Origin of the sequence: Cellulomonas telluris, assembly GCF_004886325.1 — a bacterium.
Lineage (GTDB): Bacteria > Actinomycetota > Actinomycetes > Actinomycetales > Cellulomonadaceae > Cellulomonas > Cellulomonas telluris.
This window is the reverse complement of sequence record NZ_QXFN01000001.1, coordinates 788,580-814,948: the sequence shown is the minus strand read 5'-3', so window position 1 is coordinate 814,948 and position 26,369 is coordinate 788,580. Positions and strand designations below refer to the sequence as shown.

27 protein-coding genes and 1 tRNA gene are annotated in these 26,369 nt (G+C 75.6%); 10 read left to right on the top strand and 18 right to left on the bottom strand.

All coding sequences use genetic code 11. The features are described from left to right. Window positions 1–2: 2 nt before the first annotated feature. Window positions 3–602 (bottom strand): heme-binding beta-barrel domain-containing protein, encoded by a 600-nt coding sequence (locus FB586_RS03930; RefSeq protein WP_136517978.1) that lies wholly within the window; start codon window positions 600–602, stop codon window positions 3–5. A 314-nt stretch (window positions 603–916) separates the two neighbouring features. Here FB586_RS03930 and FB586_RS03925 point away from each other — a divergent pair, with 314 nt between their 5' ends. Then, on the top strand, window positions 917–1,288 hold the full coding sequence (locus tag FB586_RS03925) for a DsrE family protein (protein ID WP_136517977.1): 372 nt from the start codon (window positions 917–919) through the stop codon (window positions 1,286–1,288). A gap of 13 nt (window positions 1,289–1,301) precedes the next feature. Here the strand turns inward: FB586_RS03925 and FB586_RS03920 are convergent, their stop codons facing one another. Beyond that, window positions 1,302–2,036 carry a hypothetical protein gene (locus FB586_RS03920; protein WP_136517976.1) on the bottom strand — a complete coding sequence of 245 codons (735 nt, stop codon included), beginning with the start codon at window positions 2,034–2,036 and terminating at the stop codon, window positions 1,302–1,304. Window positions 2,037–2,201: 165 nt separating this feature from the next. Here FB586_RS03920 and FB586_RS03915 point away from each other — a divergent pair, with 165 nt between their 5' ends. From FB586_RS03915 to FB586_RS03905, 3 genes are all read left to right on the top strand, one after another. Continuing rightward, complete coding sequence (locus FB586_RS03915) at window positions 2,202–2,927, top strand: winged helix-turn-helix transcriptional regulator (RefSeq protein WP_136517975.1); 726 nt, start codon at window positions 2,202–2,204, stop codon at window positions 2,925–2,927. A 117-nt stretch (window positions 2,928–3,044) separates the two neighbouring features. Continuing rightward, the gene (gene nhaA, locus FB586_RS03910; protein ID WP_136517974.1) at window positions 3,045–4,463 is read left to right on the top strand and encodes a Na+/H+ antiporter NhaA; all 1,419 of its coding nucleotides are present in this window, start codon (window positions 3,045–3,047) and stop codon (window positions 4,461–4,463) included. 11 nt (window positions 4,464–4,474) lie between these two features. Then, window positions 4,475–5,425 (top strand): alpha/beta fold hydrolase, encoded by a 951-nt coding sequence (locus FB586_RS03905; RefSeq protein WP_136517973.1) that lies wholly within the window; start codon window positions 4,475–4,477, stop codon window positions 5,423–5,425. A gap of 17 nt (window positions 5,426–5,442) precedes the next feature. On the opposite strand, the gene nth is transcribed toward FB586_RS03905, so the two are convergent. Further along, window positions 5,443–6,141 carry an endonuclease III gene (gene nth, locus FB586_RS03900; RefSeq protein ID WP_136517972.1) on the bottom strand — a complete coding sequence of 233 codons (699 nt, stop codon included), beginning with the start codon at window positions 6,139–6,141 and terminating at the stop codon, window positions 5,443–5,445. A gap of 179 nt (window positions 6,142–6,320) precedes the next feature. On the opposite strand from nth, the gene FB586_RS03895 reads away from it, so the two are divergent. Then, window positions 6,321–6,734, top strand: coding sequence for a hypothetical protein (locus FB586_RS03895; RefSeq protein ID WP_136517971.1), 414 nt, complete (start codon window positions 6,321–6,323; stop codon window positions 6,732–6,734). A gap of 233 nt (window positions 6,735–6,967) precedes the next feature. Next, a complete protein-coding gene (locus FB586_RS03890; RefSeq protein WP_136517970.1) occupies window positions 6,968–7,645 on the top strand; it encodes a Crp/Fnr family transcriptional regulator in 678 nt (225 codons plus the stop codon). Window positions 7,646–7,661: 16 nt separating this feature from the next. Here FB586_RS03890 and FB586_RS03885 read toward each other — a convergent pair whose 3' ends face one another. From FB586_RS03885 to FB586_RS03875, 3 genes are all read right to left on the bottom strand, one after another. Then, window positions 7,662–8,144: a RidA family protein gene (locus tag FB586_RS03885; protein WP_136517969.1), complete on the bottom strand. Its 483-nt coding sequence runs from the start codon at window positions 8,142–8,144 to the stop codon at window positions 7,662–7,664. Beyond that, window positions 8,141–8,296: a Sp36 family protein gene (sp36, locus tag FB586_RS03880; protein WP_136517968.1), complete on the bottom strand. Its 156-nt coding sequence runs from the start codon at window positions 8,294–8,296 to the stop codon at window positions 8,141–8,143. Before sp36 ends, FB586_RS03885 begins: the two co-directional genes overlap by 4 nt. Window positions 8,297–8,361: 65 nt before the next feature. Then, window positions 8,362–8,670 carry a WhiB family transcriptional regulator gene (locus FB586_RS03875; RefSeq protein WP_370741042.1) on the bottom strand — a complete coding sequence of 103 codons (309 nt, stop codon included), beginning with the start codon at window positions 8,668–8,670 and terminating at the stop codon, window positions 8,362–8,364. A gap of 224 nt (window positions 8,671–8,894) precedes the next feature. Between FB586_RS03875 and FB586_RS03870 the strand changes: the two genes are divergently transcribed. The 4 genes from FB586_RS03870 to FB586_RS03855 all read left to right on the top strand — a co-directional run bounded on the left by FB586_RS03870 (window position 8,895) and on the right by FB586_RS03855 (window position 13,475). Further along, on the top strand, window positions 8,895–11,432 hold the full coding sequence (locus tag FB586_RS03870; RefSeq protein ID WP_136517967.1) for a penicillin-binding protein: 2,538 nt from the start codon (window positions 8,895–8,897) through the stop codon (window positions 11,430–11,432). Window position 11,433: 1 nt separating this feature from the next. After that, complete coding sequence (locus tag FB586_RS03865; protein WP_136517966.1) at window positions 11,434–12,429, top strand: metallophosphoesterase; 996 nt, start codon at window positions 11,434–11,436, stop codon at window positions 12,427–12,429. Window positions 12,430–12,492: 63 nt separating this feature from the next. Continuing rightward, window positions 12,493–12,566, top strand: a tRNA-Pro gene (locus tag FB586_RS03860). A 231-nt stretch (window positions 12,567–12,797) separates the two neighbouring features. Beyond that, entirely contained in the window at window positions 12,798–13,475 is a 678-nt protein-coding gene (locus tag FB586_RS03855; RefSeq protein ID WP_136517965.1) for a hypothetical protein, read from the top strand. Here the strand turns inward: FB586_RS03855 and FB586_RS03850 are convergent. From FB586_RS03850 to FB586_RS03795, 12 genes are all read right to left on the bottom strand, one after another. Further along, window positions 13,454–14,407, bottom strand: a complete 954-nt coding sequence (locus FB586_RS03850; RefSeq protein WP_136517964.1) for a DUF4097 family beta strand repeat-containing protein — start codon at window positions 14,405–14,407, stop codon at window positions 13,454–13,456. The two genes, FB586_RS03855 and FB586_RS03850, sit on opposite strands and share 22 nt — an antisense overlap. Then, complete coding sequence (locus FB586_RS03845; RefSeq protein WP_136517963.1) at window positions 14,404–15,075, bottom strand: response regulator; 672 nt, start codon at window positions 15,073–15,075, stop codon at window positions 14,404–14,406. Before FB586_RS03845 ends, FB586_RS03850 begins: the two co-directional genes overlap by 4 nt. Continuing rightward, window positions 15,063–16,460 carry a sensor histidine kinase gene (locus FB586_RS03840; protein WP_136517962.1) on the bottom strand — a complete coding sequence of 466 codons (1,398 nt, stop codon included), beginning with the start codon at window positions 16,458–16,460 and terminating at the stop codon, window positions 15,063–15,065. The genes FB586_RS03845 and FB586_RS03840 overlap by 13 nt, the downstream gene beginning before the upstream one ends. 196 nt (window positions 16,461–16,656) lie before the next feature. Then, window positions 16,657–19,182: a glycoside hydrolase family 48 protein gene (locus FB586_RS03835; RefSeq protein ID WP_136517961.1), complete on the bottom strand. Its 2,526-nt coding sequence runs from the start codon at window positions 19,180–19,182 to the stop codon at window positions 16,657–16,659. A 338-nt stretch (window positions 19,183–19,520) separates the two neighbouring features. Continuing rightward, the gene (locus tag FB586_RS03830) at window positions 19,521–20,318 is read right to left on the bottom strand and encodes an ABC transporter permease (protein ID WP_136517960.1); all 798 of its coding nucleotides are present in this window, start codon (window positions 20,316–20,318) and stop codon (window positions 19,521–19,523) included. Between the two features lies 1 nt (window position 20,319). Then, on the bottom strand, window positions 20,320–21,294 hold the full coding sequence (locus FB586_RS03825) for an ABC transporter ATP-binding protein (RefSeq protein ID WP_136517959.1): 975 nt from the start codon (window positions 21,292–21,294) through the stop codon (window positions 20,320–20,322). Window positions 21,295–21,426: 132 nt separating this feature from the next. Next, on the bottom strand, window positions 21,427–22,173 hold the full coding sequence (locus FB586_RS03820) for a hypothetical protein (protein ID WP_136517958.1): 747 nt from the start codon (window positions 22,171–22,173) through the stop codon (window positions 21,427–21,429). A 95-nt stretch (window positions 22,174–22,268) separates the two neighbouring features. Further along, a complete protein-coding gene (locus FB586_RS03815; protein ID WP_136517957.1) occupies window positions 22,269–23,024 on the bottom strand; it encodes a hypothetical protein in 756 nt (251 codons plus the stop codon). After that, complete coding sequence (locus FB586_RS03810; protein WP_136517956.1) at window positions 23,021–23,950, bottom strand: ABC transporter ATP-binding protein; 930 nt, start codon at window positions 23,948–23,950, stop codon at window positions 23,021–23,023. The genes FB586_RS03815 and FB586_RS03810 overlap by 4 nt, the downstream gene beginning before the upstream one ends. Then, the gene (locus FB586_RS03805) at window positions 23,947–24,354 is read right to left on the bottom strand and encodes a GntR family transcriptional regulator (RefSeq protein ID WP_136517955.1); all 408 of its coding nucleotides are present in this window, start codon (window positions 24,352–24,354) and stop codon (window positions 23,947–23,949) included. Before FB586_RS03805 ends, FB586_RS03810 begins: the two co-directional genes overlap by 4 nt. Window positions 24,355–24,586: 232 nt before the next feature. Then, a complete protein-coding gene (locus tag FB586_RS03800) occupies window positions 24,587–25,426 on the bottom strand; it encodes a helix-turn-helix transcriptional regulator (RefSeq protein ID WP_136517954.1) in 840 nt (279 codons plus the stop codon). A 113-nt stretch (window positions 25,427–25,539) separates the two neighbouring features. Next, window positions 25,540–26,304: an SDR family NAD(P)-dependent oxidoreductase gene (locus FB586_RS03795; protein ID WP_136517953.1), complete on the bottom strand. Its 765-nt coding sequence runs from the start codon at window positions 26,302–26,304 to the stop codon at window positions 25,540–25,542. Between the last annotated feature and the right edge of the window lie 65 nt (window positions 26,305–26,369).

Sequence of the window (26,369 nt, the reverse complement as noted above, 5' to 3'; positions counted from 1 at the left end):
GCTCAGTCCTCCAGGCGCTGCAGGCGCCCCGACGCGTACGACTGCAGCGGCTGCCCGAACGCGGCCAGGTCGTGCGCCCACATGAGCTCGCCGTTCACCATCCCGTACAGCCGCTTGCCGGCGTTGACGGCGGCGCCCGTGGCGGTGTGCGCGACGAGGTCCGAGACGAGGTCGATGCGGCCGTTGCCGACCGCGCCGACGAAGACCGAGACGTGCCCGGACGGGTCGGCCAGCAGCAGCTCGACGGGGTGCTGGTCGTCGGCCAGGCCCTCGGGCCGCTCCGGCGGCACGCGCCAGTAGCCCGACTCGGTCGACCACACGGGGCCGTCGCCCTCGACGGCGGGCGGCGGGCTGTCGAGGCCCTCGTCGCCCGCGTCGCCACCCGTGTCCAGCGCCGCCGCGTCGTCCGGGGCCACGACGAGCCGGATGGTGGTGGTGTACGCCAGGTACGGGCCGCCGTCGTGCGTCACCTCGAGCTCCTGCGTGAAGGCGCTCTCCTCCACGCCGGGGTACCCGACGACGCCCTCACCCCGCCAGCGGCCGACCAGCCAGGCGAGCGGGTAGACCTCGGGCGCCAGGCCCTCGGGCAGCACGAACGGCACGTTGCCTCCTCGACTCGTACGCCGGACGCGGCTCGAACGCCGGACCGGCGGGTGCGGGGACCCGAGGGGTCACCCGCGCGGGCGCACGCAGCGTCGACGGCTCAGCGCTGGCCCTTGTACAGCCGGTAGACGACGAGGCACGTGAACCACGCGATCGTCAGCGTGGCGGCCACGAGCAGGCCGATGAAGAAGCCCTCGAGCGCAGTCATGCACCGATCCTAACGACCGGCGGGGCGGACCTCTTCCGCAGGCCCGTCCCGGCGCCGGCGCGGGCGCAGGGCCGGCGCCCCGTCCGGGGTCCCTACGCTGACCCCGTGACGTCGACACCCCGCCCCCTCGTCGTGAAGACCACGAGCGGCACGGACCGCCCCGAGGCCACCAACCAGGCCTTCACGGTGGCGGCCGCGGCGGTCGCCGCCGGCGCCGACGTGAGCCTGTGGCTGACGGGCGAGTCCGCGTGGTTCGCACTGCCGGGGCGCGCCGCGGAGCTCGTGCTCGAGCACGCCACGCCCCTGCCCGAGCTGCTCGACCTGCTGGTCGCGGAGGGGCGCGTCACGGTGTGCACGCAGTGCGCGGCCCGCCGCGGCATCACCGCCGACGACGTCCTGCCCGGCGTGCGCATCGCGGGGGCCGCGGTGTTCGTCGAGGAGTCGCTGCGCCCCGACGTGCAGGCGCTCGTCTACTGACCGTCCGCCGGGCTCAGCCCGCCAGGACGCGGCCCGCGACGTAGACGAGCACGCCCGTCACGGTGACCGGCAGCACGGCGACCGCGACCGACGGCAGGCGCCGCTCGAGCGCGCGCAGCCGGTCGAACAGCGCGTGCAGCGCCGCGACGAGCACGCCCACGCCCAGGCCCAGCACCGCGCCGGTGGTCAGCTCGACCGTCGGCAGGAGCCAGCCGACGAGCGTCCCGCCGCCCGTCGCGACGGCGACGGTGAGCAGGTACACCAGCCAGCGGCGCCCGTGCAGCGCGACGACGGCGGACCCGAGCGCGAGGGCCACGGCCCCGGAGACGACGAGCGCGTCGCCGCCCTCCAGGCGGGCCGTGGCCACCCAGCCCGTCACGCACACGGCCAGCACCGTGCCGGCCACCGTCCCGGACACCGACTCGACCAGCCGGATGCGCCCGTCCCGGCGCAGCAGCTCGTTGACGAACGCGAGCACGACGGCCCCGGCGAACACCACCGGCATGTGCTGGAGGTACGGCTGCAGCGGGGTGAACGTCACCGCCGCGACGGCCCCGAGCCCGCCGAGCGCGACCACCGCGGACGACCCGGGCGGGAAGGCGAGCCCCGCGAGGACGGGCCAGCCGGCGGCCAGCGCGAGCACGAGCACGACCCCGAACGCAGCCAGCGGCAGCACGTCGACGAACCCGGCCACCGCGACGAGGGCCGCGAGCACGGCGGTGAGCACGGAGCGCGTCTCGACGCTCACGCCGCCACCCCCCGGCCGGCCACGGGCACGGGCCGCTGCGGTCGGCGGACGTCGAGGGGGATCAGCACGGCGGGGATTCTCGCAGACGCCGCGCTCCGGTCGGTCGACGCGACCCCGTGCGACCACGCGGTAGCGTGTCCCCACTCGCACGCCAGGAGGTGACAGGTGGCGGATCTGCTGCTGCTCACACCTGCGTCCGGTGGATCGGCACAGGTGCTGCCCGCCCTGGGGCTGTTGTCCCACCGGGTCCGTGTCCTGCCCGTCGAGCCGTCCGCACTCGTGGACGCACCGGACGCGGACATCGTCGTGCTCGACGCGCGCCGCGACCTCGTGACCGCCCGGACGACGTGCCGCCTGCTGCGCGCCACCGGCCTGACCGTCCCGCTCGTGCTCGTCCTCACCGAGGGCGGGCTGACCGTGGTGACCGCGGAGTGGGGCGCGGACGACCTCGTGCTCGAGCACGCCACGCCGGCCGAGGTCGAGACGCGGTTCCGGCTCGTCATGGAGAAGGCCGCCACCGCCTCCTACGACGACACCCCGCAGGAGATCTCCTCGGGCGAGCTGACGATCGACGCAGGCGGGTACACCGCCCGTCTCCGCGGCCGCCCGCTGGACCTCACGTACAAGGAGTTCGAGCTCCTCAAGTACCTCGTGCAGCACCCGGGCCGCGTCTTCACGCGGGCCCAGCTGCTGCAGGAGGTCTGGGGCTACGACTACTACGGGGGCACCCGCACCGTCGACGTCCACGTGCGGCGCCTGCGCGCCAAGCTGGGCCCGGAGCACGAGCAGCTCATCGGCACCGTGCGCAACGTCGGCTACCGGTTCGACCCGCCGAAGGACCGTCGCGGCTCGGACGACCACACCGACGTCAAGGAGCCCGCCGGGGCGTGACGCGCGCCTCGCCGCCCGTCGGGCGGCGCCCGCGCCCGCGTCGGTAAGGTGGACTCCCGGTGCGCCGGGAAGTCTGGTCGGCAACGTCCTGACCGACCCCTCCGAGAGGTCCCCTGCGTGCCCACCTCCTCCGCACCCACCCCGCCCGCGCGCACGACGCGGACGCTGTTCTCCGCCCTCACGCCGGGCGGCGAGCGCAACCTCGCCGACACCCTGCGCGACGAGCGGACCGGCGGCCTGCTGCTGCTCGCGGGTGCCGTCGCGGCGCTCCTGTGGGCGAACCTCGCACCCGACTCGTACGCGGCGGTCGCCGGCACGCACGTCGGGCCGGCGTCGATCCACCTGGACCTCGACATCGCCCACTGGGCGGCCGACGGGCTGCTCGCGATCTTCTTCTTCGTGGTGGGTCTCGAGCTCAAGCGCGAGATGGTCGTCGGCGAGCTGCGCCACGTCGCGACGGCCGCGCTGCCGGCGGCCGCCGCGGTCGGCGGCATGGTCGTGCCCGCCGGGATCTACCTCGCGGTCAACGCCGCGATGCCCGGCGGTGCGCCGCAGGGCTGGGCCGTGCCCACCGCGACGGACATCGCGTTCGCGGTCGGCGTCCTCGCGATCGTCGGGCGCGGCGTCCCCGTCGCGCTGCGCGCGTTCCTGCTGACCCTCGCCGTGGTCGACGACCTGCTCGCGATCGTCATCATCGCCGTCGGCTACACCGAGACCGTGACGCTCGGCCTCATGCTCGGGTCGTTCGCGTGCGTCGCCGTGTTCGCGATCGCGCTGCGCCGCGGGCTGCGCTCGCCGTTCCTGCTCGTCCCGCTCGCACTCGCGGCGTGGGCGCTGCTGCACGCGTCGGGCGTGCACGCCACGATCGCCGGCGTGCTGCTCGGGTTCGTCGTCCCCGCGGCGCCCGGCTCGGCCGTCCGCGGGGGCGGGGCCGACGCGACGGACGCGCACGGCGACCACTCGCTCGCGGAGCACTACGAGCACCTGTGGCGCCCGGTGTCCGCCGGGTTCGCGGTCCCGGTCTTCGCCCTCTTCGCGGCGGGCGTGACGATCGAGCCGTCGACGATCGGCGCGACGTTCACCGAGCCGGTCGGCCTCGGCGTCGTGCTCGGCCTCGTGCTGGGCAAGCCGCTGGGCATCGCGGCCGCGACGTGGCTCGTCTCCCGGTTCACGCGGGCACGGCTCGCACCCGGGCTGGGGTGGTGGGACGTCATCGGCGTCGGCCTGCTCGCCGGCATCGGGTTCACGGTGTCGCTGCTGGTCGGCTCGCTCGCGTTCGGCACGGGCACCGTGCTGGACGACCACGTCGTCGTCGGCGTGCTCGCGGCCTCGCTGCTGGCCGCGCTCGGCGGCGGGGCCGTCCTCGCGTGGCGCGGCCGCGTGCACGCCGCCCGCGCCGGCGGCCAGACCGATCCGGACGCCGTGGACCGTGCCGAGGAGGCCGCACGCGACCCGCAGGCGCCGGCCGCCGTCGAGGACACCGCCGTGCCCGCGCCGGGCACCGAGGGGGGTCACGAGCCGGGGGCGACCCGGTAGGTTCGCACCCGATGACCACCGTCGACTCCGCCGCGCTGCTCTTCGACGGCCCCTGGCAGCACCGTTTCGTCACCGCGAACGGCGCCCGGTTCCACGTGGCCACGGCCGGCGACCCGGACGCGCCGCTCGTCCTGCTGCTGCACGGCGTGCCGCAGTTCTGGTGGGCCTGGCGTCACCAGATGCCGGCGCTCGCCGCCGCCGGCTACCGCGTCGCCGCCATGGACCTGCGCGGCACCGGCGGCAGCGACAAGCCCCCGCAGGGGTACGACGTCCCGACCCTCGCGGCGGACGCGGCCGGGGTCATCCGCTCGCTCGGCGAGTCGGACGCCGTCGTCGTCGGCAGCGGCACGGGCGCGGACGTCGCGTGGGCGACCGCCGCGGCGCACCCCGGTGTCGTCCGCGCGCTCGGCGTGCTCGCGGGCACCCACCCGTGCGACCGGGTCGCGGAGCCGCGCACCGCACCGCACCCGGCGGCCGCCGCGCTGCTCGCGTTCACCCAGCTGCCGTCCCTGCCGGAGCGCGCGGTCGTCGAGGGCGACCTCGTGGAGCGCATGCTCACCCAGTGGGGCGGCGTACCCGGCCGACCGGACGCGTCCGCCGTGGACACCTACCGCCGGGCGCTGCGGGTCCCGTTCGCGGCGCACAGCCAGCTCGAGCAGGTCCGCTGGCTCGTGCGCTCCACGCCCCGCCCCGACGGACGCCGCTTCCGTGCCCTGCTGCGCGGCGCCCGCCCCGTGCCGGTGCTCCAGGTGCACGGCGTGCGCGACGGCCTGCGCCCCGCGTCCCACGCGTCGCTGCGTGCCTCGACCCGGCGGGTGGCGCTCCCGTACCGCTTCGAGCTGCTGCGGGGCGGGGGCCACTACCTCGCCGACCAGGTGCCGGAGGAGGTCGGGGAGCTGCTGGTCGACTGGCTCGCGGAGGTCGACGGGGTCCGCGCCCGCGAGCGCCGCGTCCTCGGCTGACCGCCGCGCCGGCGCGCTCAGCCCTTGAGCATCGCGGCGGCGCGCACCGGGTCGTTCTCCCCGATCCCCGCGGACGGGCACAGGGCCGCCACCGGGCAGGCCCCGCACGCCGGCCGGCGCGCGAAGCACGTGCGGCGGCCGTGGAAGATCAGCCGGTGGCACGCCATCGTCCACTGCCGCTTCTCGATCAGCGGCTGCAGGTCCCGCTCGATCACGAGCGGGTCCTCGCTGGTGGTGTAGCCCAGGCGCTTCGAGAGCCGGGCGATGTGGGTGTCCACCGTGATGCCGGGGATGCCGAACGCGTTGCCGAGCACCACGTTCGCGGTCTTGCGCCCCACGCCGGGCAGCGTGACGAGGTCCTCCAGCCGCGCGGGGACCTCACCGCCGAACCGCTCCACGAGCGCCTGGCCGATGCCGAGCACCGCGCGCGACTTGGCCCGGTAGAAGCCCGTCGGACGCAGGATCTCCTCGAGCTCGGCCGGGTCCGCGGCCGCGAGCGCCTCCGCGTCCGGGAACCGGGCGAACAGCGCCGGCGTCGTCTGGTTGACCCGCACGTCCGTGGTCTGGGCCGACAGCACGGTCGCGACCAGCAGCTCGAACGGGTTGCGGAAGTCCAGCTCGCAGTGCGCGTCGGGGTACCGCAGCGCGAGCGCACGGTCGACGCGCCGGGCACGACGGGTGCGCGCGAGGGGGGTCTCCGGGCGGCTGCGGTCCACGCGGGCAGGCTACGCCGGGCCACCGACGCCGCACGCCGTGCGGGCGCCGTACCGCCGGCGTGCGGGCGCCGTGCCGCCACCGCGCCGGGTCCCGCCGGCGCTGCTCCTTGCGGGTGACCTGCACGGACGCCTCACGCCGGACGTTCAAGTCCCGGGCGGACCGGCCCGATCCGCACATCGTGACGTCCCGCGTCGAGCACCCGCTGCACGACCTCCGTCTGGAGCGGCGTGCCCTGCGCGCCGAGCGCGCCCGCGTCGGCCGGTGGCGTCGCGTCGTGCGGGCACGCATGGACCTCGTGGTCGCCGCCGCGGCCCCGCCCGACGACCTCGGCGCCGAGGTCGCGTTCAGCCTGCCCCTCGACGTGGGGCTCGAGGTCCCGCGGCCCGGCGAGCTGCGCGGCGCCCTCGACGGCACCGACGCCCGCCGCGTGGCGGCCCTGCCGGCGCTGCGCGACCTCGACGAGCGCCTCGCGCGCTACGAGGAGGGCGTCGAGCACGCGCTGCGCCGGGTGACCGACCGGCTCGTCGAGCGGCTCGCGGTCGACCCCGCCGCGGTCGCCGACCTGGCGCCCCGGGTCAGCGGGCACGGCTGAGCGGCGGCCGGGGACGAGGACCGGGCCGGTGCGACGCGCGCCCCGGTGGCCGCCCCGACGCGCGCGGCCCGTCCGATGCGGCAGACTGGCAGGTGACAGCAGGGACGGGCACGCCCGCACGCACCGTCCCGGCCGCGGCGCCACGCAGTCGGACGCCGCGCGGCCGGCACGGTCGGTGCAGCTCGAGGGTGCGGGACACGGGCCGGAGAGGCCGGGAGAGGGAAGGTGCCGCCGTGGCGGATGACATCGTGCTGACGGCCCCGCTGTTCGCGGGCCTGGACGCGGAGTCGTCGGGAGCGCTCATCACGTCCATGAAGGAGATCGACGCCGCCCGCGGCGACGTCCTGTTCCACGAGGGCGAGCCCGGGGACCGCCTCTACGTGGTCCGCGACGGCAAGATCAAGCTCGGCCGCCGCTCGAACGACGGCCGCGAGAACCTGCTCGCCGTGCTCGGCCCGGGCGAGATGTTCGGCGAGCTCTCCCTCTTCGACCCGGGCCCGCGCACGGCCACCGCCACGGTCGTCGCCGACGCCGTGGTGCTGGAGCTGGGCCACCAGGACCTGATCCGGTGGCTCGAGGACAAGCCGACGGTGGCCGAGCACCTGCTCCAGGCGCTCGCGCGGCGGCTGCGCCGCACGAACGAGGCGCTCGCGGACCTCGTGTTCTCCGACGTGCCGGGCCGCGTCGCCAAGGCGCTGCTCGACCTGTCGACCCGGTTCGGCCAGGAGGTCGACGAGGGCATCCGCGTCGCGCACGACCTCACGCAGGAGGAGCTCGCCCAGCTCGTGGGCGCCTCGCGCGAGACGGTGAACAAGGCGCTCGCGGACTTCGCCGCGCGCGGCTGGGTGCGCCGCGAGGGGCGTGCGGTCGTGCTGCTCGACGTCGACCGGCTGGAGCGGCGCGCCCGCTGACCCGCGGGCGGGCCGCTCAGGCCTCGACGACCAGCTCCACCTCGACGGGCGCGTCGAGCGGCAGCACCGCGACGCCCACCGCCGAGCGGGCGTGCACGCCCGCGTCGCCGAGGACCTCGTGCAGCAGCAGGCTCGCCCCGTTCACGACGGCCGGCTGGCCGGTGAACGTGGGTGCGCTCGCGACGAAGCCCACGACCTTGACGACGCGGCGCACCCGGTCGAGGGCGGCGACCGGGTCGCCGCCCTCCTCCTGGGCGAGCAGCGCGCCGACGGCGGCCAGGGCGTTGAGCGCGGCGGTCCGGGCGAGGTCGGCTGCCGCGTCGGGGTCGACGTCCGCGCCGACCTTCCCCGTGACGGCGAGCGCGCCGTCGACGAACGGCAGCTGCCCGGACGTCCAGACGTGGGCGCCGGAGCGCACCGCCGGGACGTAGGCCGCGACGGGCGCCGCGACCGCCGGGAGGCTCAGGCCGAGCGCCGCGAGCCGCTCGGCGACGCTCACGGCTTGGGGCGCTTGAGGTAGGCGACGAGGCCCGCGTCGGGGCCCTGGATGACCGTCACGAGCTCCCACCCGTCGGCACCCCACTGGTCGAGGATCGCCTTGGTGGCGTGGATGATGAGCGGAACGGTCGCGTACTCCCACTGGGTGGCCATGGCGCCACCCTAGTGGCGTGGGGCGGCCTCGCCCGCGGCGGCTCGGGGGCCGCCGGTGAGAGCGCTCACACCCGGGCTGACAGCGACGCCAGCGTCATGTCGGAGCCCACGAGCTCCTCGCGCCAGGACACGACCTCGGGCCGCCGGCGCAGCAGCGCCCGGCGCTCACGCTCCGTCATGCCGCCCCACACGCCGAAGTCGGCCCGGCTGTCGAGGGCGTCCGCGAGGCAGTCCAGCCGGACCGGGCAGCCCAGGCACACCCCGCGGGCGTCGCGCTGCGCCGAGCCCTCGACGAAGAGCGCGTCGGGAGCGAGCTTGCCCGACCCGCACGCCGCGCGCGCGGTCCAGTGGCCGTCCACCTCGAGCACCGTCACCTGTGACCTCCGTCCCTGCCGACCCCGTGGGCCTCGCGCCCCGCGGATCGCACGGCGGACGCTAGCGGCTCGTCCCCGGTGCGCGGTAGACCCATCCGCCCGATTCCGCCCGGCCGGACCAGCCCCGGCGGCCGGCGGGCCGCACCTGTGCAGGTCCCGTGGAGGGACCGCGACCGTGCCGGACGGACCGGGTCGTCGTCAGGGCCCGCCGGTACCCTGACGGCATGCCGACCCCTGCCCGCGCCCGTGGACGCAAGGTCAGCGCCGTCCAGGCGCTCGGCCTGCTGGTCTCCTTCCTCCTCGTCGCCGTCCTCGGCGGCGTGCTGGCCGCCGGTCTGCTGCTGCCCGGCGTCGCCGCCGCCAACAGCGCCACCGACCTGTCGGTCACGGCGTTCGAGGAGATCCCGGACGAGCTCGAGCAGCGGCCGCTGCCCGAGAAGTCGGAGATCCTCGCCGCCGACGGCACGCTGCTGGCGACGTTCTACCAGCAGAACCGCGAGGTGAAGCCGCTCGCCGAGATCGCGCCGATCATGCAGCAGGCCGTCATCGCCGTCGAGGACCGCCGGTTCTACGAGCACTCGGGCGTCGACGTGGCGGGCATGGCCCGTGCGGCGGTCGCGACTGCCATGGGCAAGACGCAGGGCGCGTCGACGCTGACGCAGCAGTACGTGAAGAACGTCCTCGTCGACGCGGCCGAGCTCGCCGAGACGCAGGAGGAGCGCCAGGCCATCATCGACGCGGCGCGGGAGAGCAAGGGTGCCGAGGGTGTCGCCCGCAAGCTCCGCGAGGCGAAGATCGCCATCACCCTCGAGCAGACGATGACGAAGGACGAGATCCTCGAGAAGTACCTGAACATCGCGCCCTTCGGGGCGTCGGTCTACGGCGTGGAGTCCGCGGCCCGGTACTACTTCGGCAAGTCCGCGAAGGACATCAACTACCTCGAGGCCGCGACGATCGCGGGGATCACGCAGAGCCCGTCGGCGCTCGACCCGGTCGGGCCCGCGGACGAGGCGCCCGAGGTCAAGGCCCAGCGCCAGGCCAAGTCCGAGGCGCGCCGCAACCAGGTGCTCAAGGACATGGCGCGCGAGAAGTACATCACCGCGGACGAGCTCGCCGCCGGGCTGGCCACGCCGATCGCCCAGACGCTGAACCCGCAGCCGCTGAAGCAGGGGTGCATGGGCGCGGGCGACGTGGTCGCCGGCTCCGGCTTCTTCTGCGACTACGTGACCAAGGTGATCGCGAACGACCCGGTGTTCGGCGAGACGCGCCGGGAGCGCAACAACCGGCTGTACCGCGGTGGCCTGACGATCCGCACCACCCTCGACCCGGTCGAGCAGACCGCCGCCGACCAGGAGGTCAAGGCAGGCGTCCCGGTGGACGACCCCTCCGGGGTGGCCTCCGCGATCGTCACCGTGGAGCCGGGCACCGGCAAGATCCTCGCGATGGCGCAGAACCGGAACTTCTCGGTCGCCAAGGACGGGCCGCACACGGACACGGCGGTCAACTACAGCACGTCGTTCGAGTACGGCGGCTCGCAGGGCTTCGCGCCGGGCTCGACCTTCAAGGTGTTCACGCTGCTCGAGTGGCTCAAGAAGGGGCACTCGCTGAACGAGACGGTCAACGGGTCGCGGCTCCGGTACGAGCCGCGGGAGTTCCAGAGCTGCATCCGCCTGTCGGGCGAGGCGTGGGAGTTCGGCAACTCCGAGGGCGGCCGCGCGATCCCGCAGAGCGTCCTCGACGCGACCCGCAACTCCGTCAACTCGGCCTACGTCGCGATGGCCAAGCAGCTCAACCTCTGCGACATCATGCAGGGCGCGGCCGACATCGGCGTGACCCAGGCCGGCGACCCGAACTCGACCACCCAGTGGGGCACCCCGGGCAACGCCCCGTTCAACGGCACGCCCGCGAACGTGCTCGGCTCGGACTCGACCTCGCCGCTGCAGATCGCGGCGGCCTACGCGACGTTCGCGTCGAACGGGACGTACTGCAGGCCGATCGCCATCACGTCGGTCACGGACACGAACGGCGAGGAGCTGCCGGTGCCGTCCGCGGACTGCCGTCCGGGCGCGATCGACCCGCAGGTCGCGGCGGCGATGAACTACGCGCTCAGCAACGTGTGGACCGGCACCGCGAAGAGCCTCGGCCGCCCCGCCTACACGGCGGCGGGCAAGACCGGGACGACGACCGGCAACGAGAACACCTGGTTCGCGGGCTACAACCCGCTGCGCGCGACCGCGGTCTGGGTGGGCTACAGCGAGAACTTCCGCTCCATGAACGGCCAGACGATCAACGGCCAGACCTACTGGCGCGGCCCCTACGGCTCGTCCATCGCCGCGCCGACGTGGAAGCGGTACATGGACCGCGTCATGGCGGACAAGCAGGTGCCGGCGTTCGCCGCGCCGAACGACCGGCAGGTCTACGGCGAGCGCTCCGGCGTGCCGTCGGTGGTCGGGCAGAGCGAGCAGTCCGCTCGAGCGCAGCTCGAGGCCGCCGGCTTCCGGGTCTCCGTCTCGGGCGAGCAGGTCAGCTCGTCGCTGCCGCCGGGCACGGTGGCCGAGCAGTCGCCGTCGGGCCGCGCGGCGCGGGGCACGACCGTGACGCTCCGGCTCTCGAGCGGGCAGCCGCCGGCACCCGCCGGGGGCGGCCAGCCGCAGCCGGGCTTCCCGTTCCCGGGCCAGGGTGACGGGCAGGGCGGCGGGCAGGGCGGCAACCAGGGCGGTGGCCAGGGCGGCCCCGGCAACGGCCAGGGCCGCAACGGCTGACGTGCACCTCACCTCCCCCGCCTCCCGTCCCGTCCTGCGCACCCTCGGCGGCCTCGCGGCCGCCGGGGTCGCGGGCGTCGCCTGGTCCCTCGTCGAGGCGCGCTGGTACACGCTGCGTGAGGTGACCGTGCCCGTCCTGCCGGCGGGCCAGGCCCCGCTGCGCGTCCTGCACGTGTCGGACCTGCACCTCACGCCGGGCCAGCGCCGCAAGGTCGACTGGGTGCGCGACCTGGCGACGCTCGACCCGCACCTCGTCGTCGACACCGGGGACAACTGGGCGCACCGGGACGCCATGCCCGCGCTGCTGCGCGCGCTGGAGCCACTGCTCGCGCTACCGGGCGCGTTCGTCCTCGGCTCGAACGACTACGTCGCGCCCGTGCCCAAGAACCCCGCGCGCTACCTGCTGCCCGACGCGCGCCGCACCCCGGTGCGTCCGCCGGTCGAGCTGCCGTGGCGCGAGCTCGTCGCACGGCTCACGTCGGCGGGCTGGCGGGACCTGTCGAACCGGCGCGACGTGCTCGAGGTCGACGGGCGGCGGCTGTCGCTCGTCGGCACCGACGACGCGCACCTCGACCAGGACCGCTTCCCCGCCGCCGGCGGGGACGACGACGTCCGCCCCGCGGCTGCGGGCGCGGCCGGTGCCGCCGCCGCCCGCCGTACCGACCCCGTCGTCGACCTGCACGTCGGCGTCACGCACGCGCCGTACCGGCGGGTGCTGGACGCGATGCACGAGGACGGCGTCGACCTGACGATCGCGGGCCACACCCACGGCGGGCAGCTCGCCGTGCCGTTCTGGGGCGCGCTGACGACCAACTGCGACCTCGACACGAGCCGCGCCAAGGGGCTGCACGGCTGGCCGGGCGCCCGGCCGGACCGGCCGGGCGGCGGCGGGTCGTCGTGGCTGCACGTGTCGGCCGGCCTGGGCACCTCGCCGTACGCACCCGTGAGGTTCGCGTGCCGTCCGGAGGCGACGCTGCTCACGCTCGTCCCCGCCTGACCGGGGCCTGCGGACGTCGGTTTCACTCCTGCCCCCATCGTCGGCTATTCTTACGGGGCTTCACGGGGTGTGGCGCAGCTTGGTAGCGCGCTTCGTTCGGGACGAAGAGGTCGTGGGTTCGAATCCCGCCACCCCGACGTGAGGTGAGGGCCCCGGTCGGCAGACGCCGCCCGGGGCCTTCGTCGTCCCGAGGTCTTCGTCGTCCCGCGGCCTTCGCCGTTCCGGGCCTTCGTCGTCCCGGGGCCCTCGTCGCCCCGGGTGCCGTCCGGCCCGGCGCGGGCGCCGCCCCCACCGACGCCCCGCCCGCACCCCGCAGGGTCGTGGACGCCCCCTTGCCACGACGGCGCCGCGACGGCACCGTGACCGCCGTGGGGACGTTCGAGGGTGCGCCCCCGGAGCCGGCTCCGGCGCCGGGGGCACCGGGCACCGTGGTCGACTGGCGCGCGCCGCCCGGACCACCGGGCTGGCTCGTCGGGGCGGGCGCGACGCGCGGTGAGCGCGCGCTGGTCGCCGCGGCGACGGCCGCCGGGACCCTGCTCGTGCTCGCCGCAGGGTCGCCCACGTGGCGGTGGTGGCAGTGGGCGCTCGTGCTGGCCGTGGCCGTCGACGTCGTCGGCGGGGTCGCGGCGAACGCGCTCGGCCCCGCGAAGCGGCAGTACCACGGGCCGCCGCCGCCCGACGCCGGCCGCGGCGCGCGGACCCTGCGGCACCCGGTGCTGTTCGCCGCGGCGCACGTGCACCCGTTCGTCCTGGTGCTCGTGCTGCCGGGGGACGCGTGGGGCTGGGCGCTCCTCTGGTACGCGGCGTGCGTCGCGGGTTCGGCGGTCGTGCACGCCGCGCCCCTGCACCTGGCCCGGCCGCTCGCGTTCGCGGTGCTCGCCGCGCTGCTCGTGGTGCCGTGGGCCCTGACCGCGCCCGCGGTGGCCGCGCCGGACGGGCTGGCCTGGTTCGGCCCGGTGCTCGCGTGCAAGCTCGTGGCCGCGCACGCGGTGCGCGAGGAGCCCTACCGGCCCGCCCCGAGTGCTCAGCGGCGCGGCCCCAGGTAGGCGACGTCGCCGTCCACGGTGCGCAGCACGACCCGGCGGTCCGCGGCGGGGTCCGTCGGCGCGTCGATGACGCTGCGGCCGTCCACGGTCGCCATCTCGAGCGCGGCCGGCTCGCCCGTCCCGTGCACGGTCACGTCGCCGTCGACGGTGCGGGCGCCGACGTCCCCGGCGACGGCGGCGACCATCACGTCCCCGTCGGAGGTGCGTGCGGCGAGCGAGCCGTCGACTCCGTCGACGTCGACGGTCCCGTCGACCCCCGCGACGTCCGCGTCACCCCCGACGCCGCGCAGCCGGACGTCGCCGTCCGCGGTGCGCACGAGCACGTCACCGGCGACGTCCTGCACGTCGACCCGGCCGTCCGAGGTGCGGACCTCGACGGACCCGGTGGCACCGGTGACGAGCACGTCGCCGTCGGAGGTGCGCAGCTCTGCGTCGCCCAGCGCGCCCTCGGCACGGACCTGCCCGTCCGCGGACCGGACGACGACGGCGGTGCCCTCGGGCACCTCGGCGGCGAGGCTCGTGCTGCAGACGCCCGCCCAGGTCCAGCCGCAGCGGTAGGTGACGACGAGCCGGTCGCCGCGCTCCTGCACGTCGTAGTCCGGCTCGTCCCACGCGTGGCGGGACGTGCGCTCGACGCGCACCTCGCCGTCGCCGGTCGCGCGGACGTCCACCGCGCCGTCCGTGACGAGCTCGACGACGCGCGGTGCGGCGTAGGCGGCGGTCGTGCTCACCGTCCGGGCGGCGGCGTGCCCCAGCAGGTTGACCGCGAGCTGCGCGGCGGCCAGCGTGGCGACCGTGATGCCGACGGCCGTCAGGACCGTCCCGGTCCGGGAGCGCCGGGGCGCCGGCGGCACCGGGGCGGCGGCGCCGGCGGGCGCCGGGCCGGGCGCGGGTGCCGGTGCGGCGCCGGCCTGGGTCGTGGGGACGGTCATCGGGGGCTCCCGTTGGTCGGGCCGTCCTCGAGCCACCGCAGCACCGCGAGGACGCGGCGGTGGTCGTCGGAGTCGGGCGGCAGCTCGAGCTTGGTGAGGATGGACGTGACGTGCTTCTCGACGGCGGGCAGGCCGACGACGAGGCGGTCGGCGATCGCGGAGTTCGAGCGCCCCTCCGCCATGAGCCCGATGACCTCGCGCTCGCGCGGGGTCAGCGTGTCGAGGGCCGAGCGGCGGCTGCGGGCGAGCACCTGCGCGACGACCTCGGGGTCGACGACGGTGCCGCCGGACGCGACGCGGGCGAGCGCGGCCAGGAAGTCGTCGACGTCGGCGATGCGCTCCTTGAGCACGTAGCCGAGGCCGCGGGCGTCCGCGGCGAACAGGTCCCGCGCGTAGCGCTGCTCGACGTACTGGGACAGCACGAGCACCGGCAGGCGGGGGTGCAGCCCGCGCAGGTGCACGGCGGCGCGCAACCCCTCGTCGGTGTGCGTCGGCGGCATCCGCACGTCGGTGACGACGACGTCGGGCAGGTCGGCGTCGGGGTCGCCCAGCGCGGCCACGAGCTCGTCCGCCGTGCGGAAACCCGTCACGTCGTGCCCCTCGGCGACGAGCAGACGGGTCAGCCCGTCGAGCAGGAGGACGGAGTCCTCGGCGATCACGATGCGCACGGCACCTCCACGGTGAGCACGGTGCCGCCCCCGGCGGGGCTGACCAGGTCGAAGGAGCCGTCGAGGGCCTCCACGCGCCGGCGCAGGCCGTCGAGCCCGCTGCCGCGGCCGGCCAGGGCCCCGCCGCGCCCGTCGTCGCCGATGCGCACGCGCAGCCGTGCGTCCGCGCCCGTGCCCACCACGTCGGCGCGCACCGTCGCGGAGCGGGCACCGGCGTGCTTCGCGACGTTGGTCAGCGCCTCCGCGACGACGAAGTACGCGGCGGCCTGCGCGGGGGCGGTCGGCGCGGTCGCGCCCTCCAGCCCGGAGGCGTCGACCTCGACGGGGACGGGGCTGCGGGCCGCCAGCGCGGACAGCGCGGCGTCGAGGCCGCGGTCGGTGAGGACGGCCGGGTGGACGCCGCGGACCAGGTCGCGCAGCTCCGCCAGGACCTCCTTGACCTCCGTGTGCGCGGAGTCCAGGGCGCGCACGGCCGCCTCCGGGTCGTGCGCGGCCGCCCGGCGGGCGACCCCGAGCTCGACCCCGAGCGCGACGAGACGCTGCTGGGCGCCGTCGTGCAGGTCGCGCTCGATGCGCCGACGCTCGGCGTCGGCCGCCTCGACGGCCGCGGCCCGGGTCTCGTGCAGCCGCACGGCGCGGCCCTCCGCGACGGCCGCCCGCTCCTCGGCGGCGCGTGCGGCGCGGTCGGCCTCGGCGCGGGAGCGCCCGCCGAGCATCGCGCGGCTGAGCCGCAGCTGGAGGAGCGTCGTGGCCTGCGCGACGACGGCGGCGCCCCACACCGCGACGGGCAGGACGATCACGCCCCACCACCACGGGTCGACCTGCAGGGCCGTGCGGGCCGGGGGCACCGCGAGCTCGACCGCCGCCACGCCCCCGACGGCGGCGAGGGCCACGACGACCGCGAGCGCGGTCCAGGTCAGGAGCATCACGACGAGCGCGTGCGACACCGCGGTCCACGCGTGCCCGTCGAGGGTGCGCATGCAGAAGCCGAGGAACCCGCGCCGGCGCACGGGCGGGGCCGGCGGCGGGACCCGCGCGCCGAGCTGCGCGCCCAGGCGCGCGCGCTCGGCCCGTCCGTACGCGCGCGCGAGCAGGAGCGTCACCACGAGCACGGGGACGCCCACGACGAGCAGCACGAGCCCGACGCCGACGGCCGCGCCCGCCAGCAGCACGACGGCGACCGCGAGCGTCCAGAAGGCGGCGACCACGAGCTGTCCGACGGCCCGCCACGTCGCGCGGTGGACGGGCGCGAGCGCGAGCGCCCGCCCGCCGGCGACCGCGGGCGCCACGAGGCGGACGTCGGCGGCCAGCGGGACGACGTCCGGTGCCCCCGGGGCGGCGCCCGGTGCCGCGCCCGGGGGCCTGGGCGGGGACGAGTGGGTCATGGCCACGAACGTACGGCCGTCGGCGAGGCGCGCGCACCGGTGCCCACCCCCGAGCGCGGTGTCGGGGCAGCCCTACCTCGTCCGGCTCCCGGCGTGCGCCGCCGGACGGCACGACGAAGGGCCGGCCCCGGGAGTCCCGGGACCGGCCCCTCACCGCCACGCATGGGGTCGTGGCGGGGTCGTCAGGCGCCGCGCGTCACGCGGTGCCGCAGGTGGCGCCGTTCAGCGTGAACGCCGTCGGCTTCGGGTTCTGGCCCGAGTGCGAGCCGTTGTACCCGATCTCGACCGACGCGCCCGGTGCGAGCGAGCCGTTCCAGGCCGCGTTCGTCACGGTCACGGTCGAGCCGGACTGCGCCCACTGGGCGCTCCAGCCCTGCTGCACGCGCTGCCCGTTGGACAGGTCGAACCGCAGGGTCCAGCCGCTCAGCGCGGTCCGGCCGGTGTTCGTGATCCGCACCGAGGCGGTGTAGCCGGTGTTCCAGTCGTTGCTGGTGTACCGGACCGTGCAGGCCCCGCCGGGGTTCTGCGTCGGCGTCGCGGTCGGCGTGACCGTCGGCGTCACCGTGGGGGTGACGGTCGGGGTCACGGTGGGCGTCACCGTCGGGGTGGCCGTGGGCGTCACCGTCGGCGTCGGGGTCGGGGTGCTGCCGCCGCCCTCGAACAGGCGGGCGTAGTCCGACAGCGCGCCGGCGATGGCCGTCTGCGCCCAGAACCGGTGGTACGTGAACGTGGGGTTCACGCCCGTGCGCAGCGCGGTCTCCACCTTCGACCACTGCGGGTCCTGCTTGTAGAAGGACCGGATGTCGAGGAAGGAGACGCCGGGCTTGATGACGTCGCCGTTGGGCATCGTGCCGGAGTAGCTCGGCGGCACGTAGACGCCGTTGCCGCCGGCCACGTAGGTGTCGTCGAACCGCTGGTAGTCGCCGCGGGTCTCCTGCGTCGCCACGCCCAGGTCGTCCTGGTGGTTCTCCCAGATGACGTCGAGCAGGGCCTTCGCCTTGTCGCGGGCCGCGGTGTCGCCGGAGCGGGCGGCGTAGAAGAGGAGCGCGCGGGCGGTGTCGCCGGCGACGCCGACGTCCTGGCCGGAGCTCTTCAGCGTGACGGTGAGGCCGGCGTTCGAGCCGGGGTTCGTCGGGTTCCACGTGTCGGGCTTGCCGGACCACGTGAGCTCGCTCGGCACCGACCAGTCGTCGCCGTCGACCTCGATGTTCGCGACGACCCACGGGACCCACTTGTCGAGGACGCGCTTCGCCTTCGCGTTGCCCGTCTCGTAGTACAGCTCGGCGACGCGCTGCACACCCCACGCCTGCATGCCGAACCACTGGTTCGACGGCGGGTCGTGGTAGACCGGCGCCTCGGTGTACCCCATGCCGTAGAACGTCGGGGTGCCGGCCGGGTGCGCCGCGTACGCGCCGTCCCAGCTGTTGGTGGCGCCACCGGCGATCGGCCCGTTGCTCGACTGCAGCCAGGTGTAGAACTCGAGCTGGCGGTCCATGGCCTTCGTCCAGTCGGACTTGGCCGTCGGCGACTTCGGCGTCAGCTTGGCGTCGTTGGACAGCGCCCACGCCGCGAACGGGTTCTGGTAGCCCATGTGCGCGTGGGAGGAGCTGATGCGCCACGCCCAGCCCGCGGACGGGTCCTGCGCGCCGCCCCACGCCATGTACCAGGACAGCAGGTAGTGCGCGCTGTCGCGGCCGGTGCCGGCCGGGCACGACGGCGAGGTGCAGCCGATGGTCTTGAAGTACTTGTCGAACAGCGTGTAGCGCAGGTAGTCGCCGAGCTTGGCGGCCTTCGCCACGGTGCCCGCGACCTCGGACGCCTTGCCCTGCTCGGTGGCCCACTTGTTGGCCCAGTAGATGGCCTCGACGGCACGGGCGTCGGCGTCGGACGCCGACGTGTACTTCCACTGCTTCGCGTACGACGCGTCGCCCGTGAAGATGTCGAGGAAGCCGTTGCGGCCGCCGAACGTGAAGTCGTCGCAGGTGGGCTGCGGGATGGTCTCCCAGACCGACTCCTGGGGGCCACGCTGGAACGTGTTGATGTAGGACGTGCCCTCGTACGACGGGCCGAGCTGGCAGCCCGCGCCGGGCGCGTTGCCGAAGCCGTAGACGTTGTCGACGTCCGCGAGCCAGTGCATCTGGTAGATGTCCGACGTGCCGTAGGTCGACTTCAGCTCGTTGGCGAGGGGGTCGACGCCGACCGTGCCGCTCGTGTTGAGCTGCGAGGGGTACTGGCTCGGGTGATTGAACTCCGCCGCGTACGTGGCCGGCTTGCTCGGGTTGTAGAACGAGTTCGTGGGCTGGTCGGCCGCCTGCGGGATCATGTACTTCTCCATGGTGTCCCACGCCTCGTTCAGCGGGGCCCACTCTCCCGTGTGCTGGCCGTACAGCGCCTCGAGCCACAGCCAGTAGCTGTAGGCCTCGGACGTCGTCATGTGCCCGTGGTCGGGCGCCTCGACCATGAGGGTCTCGACCGCGTGGTACGGGATGCCCTGGTCGCTGAAGTACCCGTTGGCCGGGTCCTTGATCTTCTCGTACTGCTCGAGGAACCGCTGGGCGTACTCGGAGTCGGCCGGCGCGGCTGCCGCGGCGACGGGCGCGGCCTGCGCCGTCGAGCCCGCGAGGGCGAACGCGGACTGCCCGCCCGCGACGCCCACGAGCGACGTCGCTGCCAGGACGGCCCAGGCCGCCCTGACGGCACGCCGTCGGGTGGTAGAGGACATCGTTTCCGTACCTTTCTCGGCGTCCGGGACGTACGCGTCGGTGCGGGGCGTCCCGGTGACCCGGCGGGCGCGGTCGCGCGCGCCGGTGCGGTGCACGAAGGAACGGACCGTCGGGGCGGGCGCCTCGGTGCGCCGGCCCGGCGGTCAGGACGCGCTCACTCTCCTGACGCGCGCCGCGAGGGAGAAGGTCGCGAAACGATTAGCGGGGCCAACTGGTGGGAGCGCGCCCACGAACGACGACGGGCCGGGCCCGTGCACCGTCCCCTCCTGGACGGTGCACGCGGCCCGGCCCGCGCCGGCCGGTCACCGACCCGCAGGTCGGCGCCGGCCCCCGGCGGTCACGACCACCGGAAGAGCCGCGCCGCGACCGGCGTCGCCAGCAGCGTCCACGCCGCGAGCACCAGCACCTGGGTCGTCGGGAACGGCTGCCCCACCCACGCCGCCGTCATCGCCTGCGAGGCGGCGCCGAGCGGGAGGTAGGTGGCGATGTCCTGCACGACGTCCGGCATGATCGGCAGCGGCAGCCAGACGCCTGCGAAGAACAGCGACACGAAGTACAGCGTCATGCCCCACCCGTTCGCCGCCGCCGCGGTCGGTGCGAGCGCCGCGACGAGCGAGCCCATCGCGAAGACCGCGAGCACGGCCAGCACGAACACGCCCAGGAGCAGCAGCGGCTGCGACGGCGCCGAGACGTCGAGGACGGCGAGCCCGACGGCGACGGCCAGCGCCGCCGCCGCGAGCAGGGCGACCAGGTTGACCAGCACCTGGGCGACGAGCAGCCGGCCGGGGCCGACCGGCGTCGTCGACAGCCGGCGCAGCACCCCGCGCTGCCGGTACGTGGCGATCGTCGCGGGGTACGTGGACAGCGCGACCGTGGCGATCGCCAGGCTCAGCACGATCGGCGTGTAGCCCGTGATGCCGCTGATCCGCGACAGGAACGGGTCCTCGGCGTCGTAGGGCTGGTCGGCCCACGGCATCGCCAGCCCGAGCACCGTCAGGAGCAGGGCCGGGAACAGCAGCGAGAAGAACATCACCGAGGGGTCCCGCAGGAGCAGGCGGCCCTCGACGAGGGCCATGCGGGCCAGCGTGCGGCGCTGGGCCGGGGCGGTCGGGCGGGGAGCGGTGGTCGTGGTCATGTCACACCTCCGAGGCGGACGCAGGGACGGACGGACGGGCGTCGGCGGAGGCGTCGGCCCCGTCGCCGGTGAGGGACACGAACGCGTCCTCGAGGGACGCGCGGTCGAGACGGACGTCGGACGTGCGCACCCCGTGCCGGTCGAGCGCGACCAGCACGTCCTGCACGAGCGTGCCGCCGCCGCGGACGACGAGCGTGCGGTCGGCGACCGACGCGTCGCGCACGTCCGGCACGCCCGCGAGCGCGCCGAGCAGGACGTCGTCGGGGACGCGTCCGTCGGGCCGCACGCGCAGCACCTGCTCGCCGTGCGCGAGCGCGACGATCTCCTCCGGGGTCCCGACGGCGCTGACGCGGCCGGACGCGATGAGCGCGATCCGGTCGCAGAGGCGCTCGGCCTCCTCCATGAGGTGGGTGACGAGGACGATCGTCACGCCCGACGCGCGGATCGCCTCGACGACGGCCCACGTCTCGCGGCGCGCGTGCGGGTCCAGGCCGGTCGTCAGCTCGTCGAGGATCGCGAGCTGCGGGCGCCCGACCAGTGCGAGCGCGACGGACAGGCGCTGCTTCTGGCCGCCGGACAGGTCCTTGAACGCCGTGCCGGCCTTGGCGGTCAGGCCGAGCAGGTCGAGCAGGTCGGCGGGGTCGGCGGGGTCGGCGTAGAACGACGCGTACAGGTCGAGCGCCTCGCGGACCCGCAGCCGGTCGGGCAGCGCGCTCTCCTGCAGCTGCAGCCCGACCCGCTCGTGCAGGGCGGCGGCGTCGCGCGTCGGGTCGAGGCCGAGGACGCGGACGGTGCCCGCGTCGGGGGTGCGCAGACCGGCGAGCATCTCGACCGTCGTCGTCTTGCCGGCGCCGTTGCGGCCGAGGATCCCGTAGATCTCGCCCTGCTCGACGGTGAGGCTGACGTCCGCGACGGCGAGCGTGCTGCCGTAGGCCTTGCGCAGGTGCTCTGCGCGGACGACGGGGGTGCTGGACATGACGTCCTCCTGGTGCTCGTGGGGCGCCGGGAGGCGCCTCGAGGGTGTGGGGTGCCGCGGGGCCGGCTCCGGGCCGGTCCCGTGGGGACGGTGGGTGCTGCTGGTGGTGCGGGCGGCGGTGCCCGCACCGGGTCAGGTGGTGCTGCGGACGACGACGGTGCGGGCGACCGCGGTGTAGGTGGCCGCGGCCGCCACGGTGACGAGGAGCGCGCCGAGCACGTGCACGGCGGCCGCCGTCCCGGGCGTCACCCCGTCGACGGGGACGAAGGCGACCTGCGCCTCGTCGGTGCCGATCACGAGGGCCAGGGGCAGGAAGGTCAGCGGGAGGGCGAGGGTGCCCCACCACCCGCCGACGCGCTGGTAGACGACCCCGACGAGCAGCCCGGTGACGGCGCCGACGACGTGCATGGGGACGAGCTCGGCGAGGAGCAGCCACACGGAGGAGGTCGGGTCCGGCAGCAGCGCGTCGGCGAGGTGCGTGTCCCAGCCGAGCGCGCGGTGCACGGCGCGCTCGACGAGCACGAGCACGGTGAGCAGGACGCCCCAGAGCAGGCCCGTGCCGCCGGCGGCCACGAGGCTCGCCCGGGCGAAGGTGCGGCGGGTCATGCCGGCCGCCACGCTCGCCGACAGGTGCACCGCGACGAGCACGATCGACATCGCGAAGAGCACCCAGATCCCGCCCTGCCGGGCGAGCCCGACGAAGGAGATCTCGACCTCGCCGTTGACGGCGGCCACGACCGGTGTGGCGGCGGCCGCGGCGACGACGACGATCACCCAGAACCACGTCGTCAGCGGGCGGAAGGCCCGCAGCAGGACGCGCAGCGCGTGCCGCGTCGGCGAGGCCTGCGTGCCGGGGCGGGTGGCGGTGGCGGTGGTCATCGGGTCCTCCGGGTTCGGGGCCGGCGCGGGCGGCGCGCAGGTGGGGCGGGGTGGCGGTGGGGCGGGGGGGCGGTGGGGTGGCGGTGGTGCCTCGGTCAGCGGGGGGTGCGGACCGGGGTGGAGCGGGTGAGGGCGGCGTACGCCCCGGCCGTGACGACCACGAGGACGGCGCCCGTGAGCAGCGGCGCGTCGGCCGGTCCGGACAGCACCCCGTCGAGGGCGGGGAGCGACCCGAACCACTCCCCCGCGAGCGCGAGGGTGGCGACGATCGGCAGGACGGTCAGCGGGAGCGTGACGGTCCCCCACCACCCGCCGAAGCGGTGGTAGACGACGCCGACGAGCAGGCCGCAGAGGTTCGCCAGGACGAGCGCGGGTCCGAGCTCGGCGACCATCGCGGGGAAGTCCCGGCCGGTCAGCTCGAAGCCCTGCTCGAGGATCTCGGCGTCCCAGCCGACCGCGGTGTGCAGCGCACGCTCGACCAGCAGCAGCGCGCTCAGCACGAGCGTGTAGCCGAGCCCGGTCGAGACCGCCGTGACCAGCGACGCGCGGACGAACGTGCGGCGCGTCATGCCGGCCGCGAGGTGGGGGCGCAGCAGCGCGGCGACGAGCAGGATCGCCTGGGAGAACGGGAACCAGATGGCCGACTGCCGTGCGTAGGCGACGACCGAGACGTCCACGGCGCCGTTCACGCGCCAGACGATCAGCGTCGCGACGAGGAGCACGACCAGCGCGATCGCCCAGTACCAGCCCGCGAGGTACGCCGCGACACCCAGCTGGCGCCGCAGGGCGTGCGTGAGCGGCGACGTGCGCCGCCCGGTGGCCACGGTGCGGCTGGCGGTGGCGGTGCTCATGGCAGCACCTCGCTCTCGGCGTGCGCCGGTGCCGCGCCGTCGCGCCGGCGCGGGTCCGTCAGGTGGACGAACAGGTCCTGGAGCGGGACGGGGCCCAGATCGAGGCCCGTCGCGCGGGCCCGGGCGACGTCGGCGTCGGTGAGGCCGCCGCGCACGGTGACCTGCGCCGTGCGGCCCAGGCGCTGCGTCCCGAGGACCGTGCGACCGGCGACGAACGCGTCGACCGCGTCCTGCGGGCCGGTGACCGAGACGCCCTCCGCCCGCAGCGAGTCGGCGTCCTGGGTGAGGAGCACCCGCCCGCGGTCGAGCACGACGACGTCCTCCAGGAGCCGCTCGATCTCCTCGATCAGGTGGCTGGAGAGCACGATCGTGCGCGGGTGGGCGAGGTAGTCGGCGAGGAGCGCGTCGTAGAACGCGTACCGGCTCGGGGCGTCGAGGCCGAGGTGCACCTCGTCGAGGACCGTCAGCGGCGCGCGGCTCGCGAGCCCGATCGTGATGCCGAACGCGGACTTCTTGCCCCGCGAGAGCTTGCTGGGCTTGCTCTTCGGGTCGAGCTCGAACAGGTCCATGAGCTCGGCGGCGAACGCGCGGTCGAACGTGGGGCGTGCGCCGGCGAAGAAGTCGAGGTTGTCGCGCAGACGGTCCTCGTCGAGGACGTCCCCGGACTCGCGGACCAGGCAGACGCCCGGGGCGGTGCGCTCGTTCTCCCACGGGTCCTCCCCGTCGACGAGCACCTGCCCGGACGTCGGGCGCCGGAACGCCGCGACGAGCGAGCCGAGCGTCGTCTTGCCCGACCCGTTGCGGCCGAGCAGGCCGGTGATGGTGCCGGGGCGGATCTCGAGGTCGACGCCGTCCAGGGCGACGGTGTCGCCGAAGCGCTGCGTGACCCCGCGCAGGGTGACGCCGTAGCCGGGGGTGGCGGTCATCGTGCGGCCTCCGTGTCGGTGGTCGTGGTGTCGGTGGTGGCGGCGAGGTGGGCGGCGCGCGCACGGAGGCGGGCGACGACGTCCTCGACGGGGATGTTGAGCACGTGGGCCGCCTCGGCGACGGGGTCCACGGTGTCGGTGAAGAAGCTCTCGCGGCTCTCGGCGACGAGACGCTCGCGGGCGCCCGGGGCGACGAACATACCGACGCCCCGCCGCTTGTAGAGCACGCCCTCGTCGACGAGCTGGTTGAAGGCCTTGGCGGCGGTCGCCGGGTTGATCCGGAACGTCGTCGCGTACTGGGTGGTGGACATGACCTGCTCCTCGGCCGCCAGCGCCCCGGAGAGGACGTCCTGGCGGATCTGGTCGGCGATCTGCAGGTACACGGGGTCACGACCGTCGAACACGGGCGTCCTCCGTTCCTGTTCAGTGGTTCGTTACATGACTAATGAACCACTGAACCGAAGATCCCGCAAGGGCCTTCCCTCGTCGGATCGGGGACCCCACGCGCACCACCCGTGCGCGGGCCGCTGGACGCGGCTCGAGCGCGCCGCTCGTCCGGCGGGCGCGCCAGAGGTGTCCGGTGCGCTCGCCCGACGAGTGGCGCGCTCGGCGGTGGGGGCGGCAGGGGCGGCGGAGTCAGACGCCGATGCGCTGGCGGCCGAGGGCCGCGAGCAGGCGCAGGCGCTCGTCGTCCGGCGAGCCCGGGGTGGCCGTGAAGACCAGCAGCACCTGGGACTGCTCCACGTCGAGCAGCTTCTGGCACTCGAGGGTCAGCACGCCGAGCTCGGGGTGCACGAGCCGCTTGACCGGCCCGTGGACCAGCCCCACCTCGTGCTCCGCCCAGACGCGGGCGAACTCGGGGCTGCGCCCGAGCAGGGCGTCGACGACCTGCTCGGCGCGCGAGCCGGCGCCCTGACGCGCGAGCGCCGTGCGCAGCTCGGCGACGAACACGCGGCCGCGCAGGTCGTGGTCGTCCTCGGGGTAGACGCGACGGGCATCGAGGTCGGTGAACCACCGGTACACGGACACGCGGTCGAGGCCCGTCAGCGCCGACGCGTCCCCGAGCAGCGCGACGGCGGCGTCGTTCTGCACGAGGGTCTCCCCCAGGTCCGTCATCACCTGCGCCGGGGTGTCGTGCAGGCGGTCGAGGACGCGCATGAGACCGGGCGCGACGTGCTCGCCGCGGCCGACGCGCTCGGGTGCGGCGTGCCCGGCGAGGCGGAACAGGTGGTCGCGCTCGGCGAGCGTGAGGCGCAGACCGCGGGCGACCGCCGTGAGCATCTGGTCGGACGGCTGCGGGCCGCGGCCCTGCTCGAGCCGCGACCAGTAGTCGACCGACATGCCGCAGAGCAGCGCCACCTCCTCGCGGCGCAGCCCGGCAGCCCGCCGGCGGGTGCCGCGGGGCAGGCCGACGTCCTCGGGCTGGAGGGCCTCGCGGCGCGTGCGCAGGAAGTCGGCGAGCTGGGCGCGGTCCACCCCCGCAGTGTTCGCCCGGGCAGGGCCGCGGGCAAGGGTGCGCGGACGGGCCCGCGGCGGCAACGGCGCCGGGGACGCGGGTGCGGCCCCGGTGCCGCGACGCGCCCGGGCCGTCACAGGCGCGTGCCGCCCGACGCCTCGAGACGCTGACCCGTCACCCAGCCGAGCGCGGGTGAGGCGAGCGCGGCGACGACCGGACCGATGTCCGCCGCCTCCCCGACCCGCCCGAGCGCCGCCTGCGTGCCCAGCGCCGCGCGCACCTCGGCCGCGTCGCGGACCCGCCCGCCGCCGAAGTCGGTGGCGACCGGCCCGGGCGCGACGACGTTCACGGTGACGCCCCGCTCCCCCAGCTCGACGGCCCAGTACCGCGTCAGGGCCTCGACCGCGGCCTTCATCGCCCCGTACGCCGAGAGCCCGCCCGGCTGCACGAACCGCGCGAGGCCGCTGGAGAGGTTCACGACGCGGCCGCCGTCGCGCAGCATCGGCGCGACGCCCTGCGTGAGCAGGAAGACGCCGCGCACGTGCACGTCGAACAGGCTCTGCAGGTCGTCCGCGGTGGTCTCGCCGAGCGGCGTCGGCAGGGCGTGCCCGGCGTTGTTCACCAGGACGTCGAACCGGTCCGTCCCCCACGTGGCCGCGAGCGCCTCGGCGAGCCGCGCCGGGAAGGCGTCGACCTGCGCGGTGTCGCCCGTGTCGAGGCGCAGCGCGGCCGCCCGGCGGCCCGTCGCGGTCACCTCGTCCACCACCGCCCTCGCCTCGTCCTCGTGCTGCCGGTAGGTCAGGACCACGTCCACGCCGTCCGCGGCGAGCGCCAGCACGGCCGCCCGGCCGAGTCCGCGGTTGCCGCCGGTGACCAGGGCGATGCGGGGTGCCGTCATGGTGTCCTCCTCGTCGTGGCCGCCCCGTGCGGGCGCCCGTCACGACGAGGCTGCGCGTCCCCACC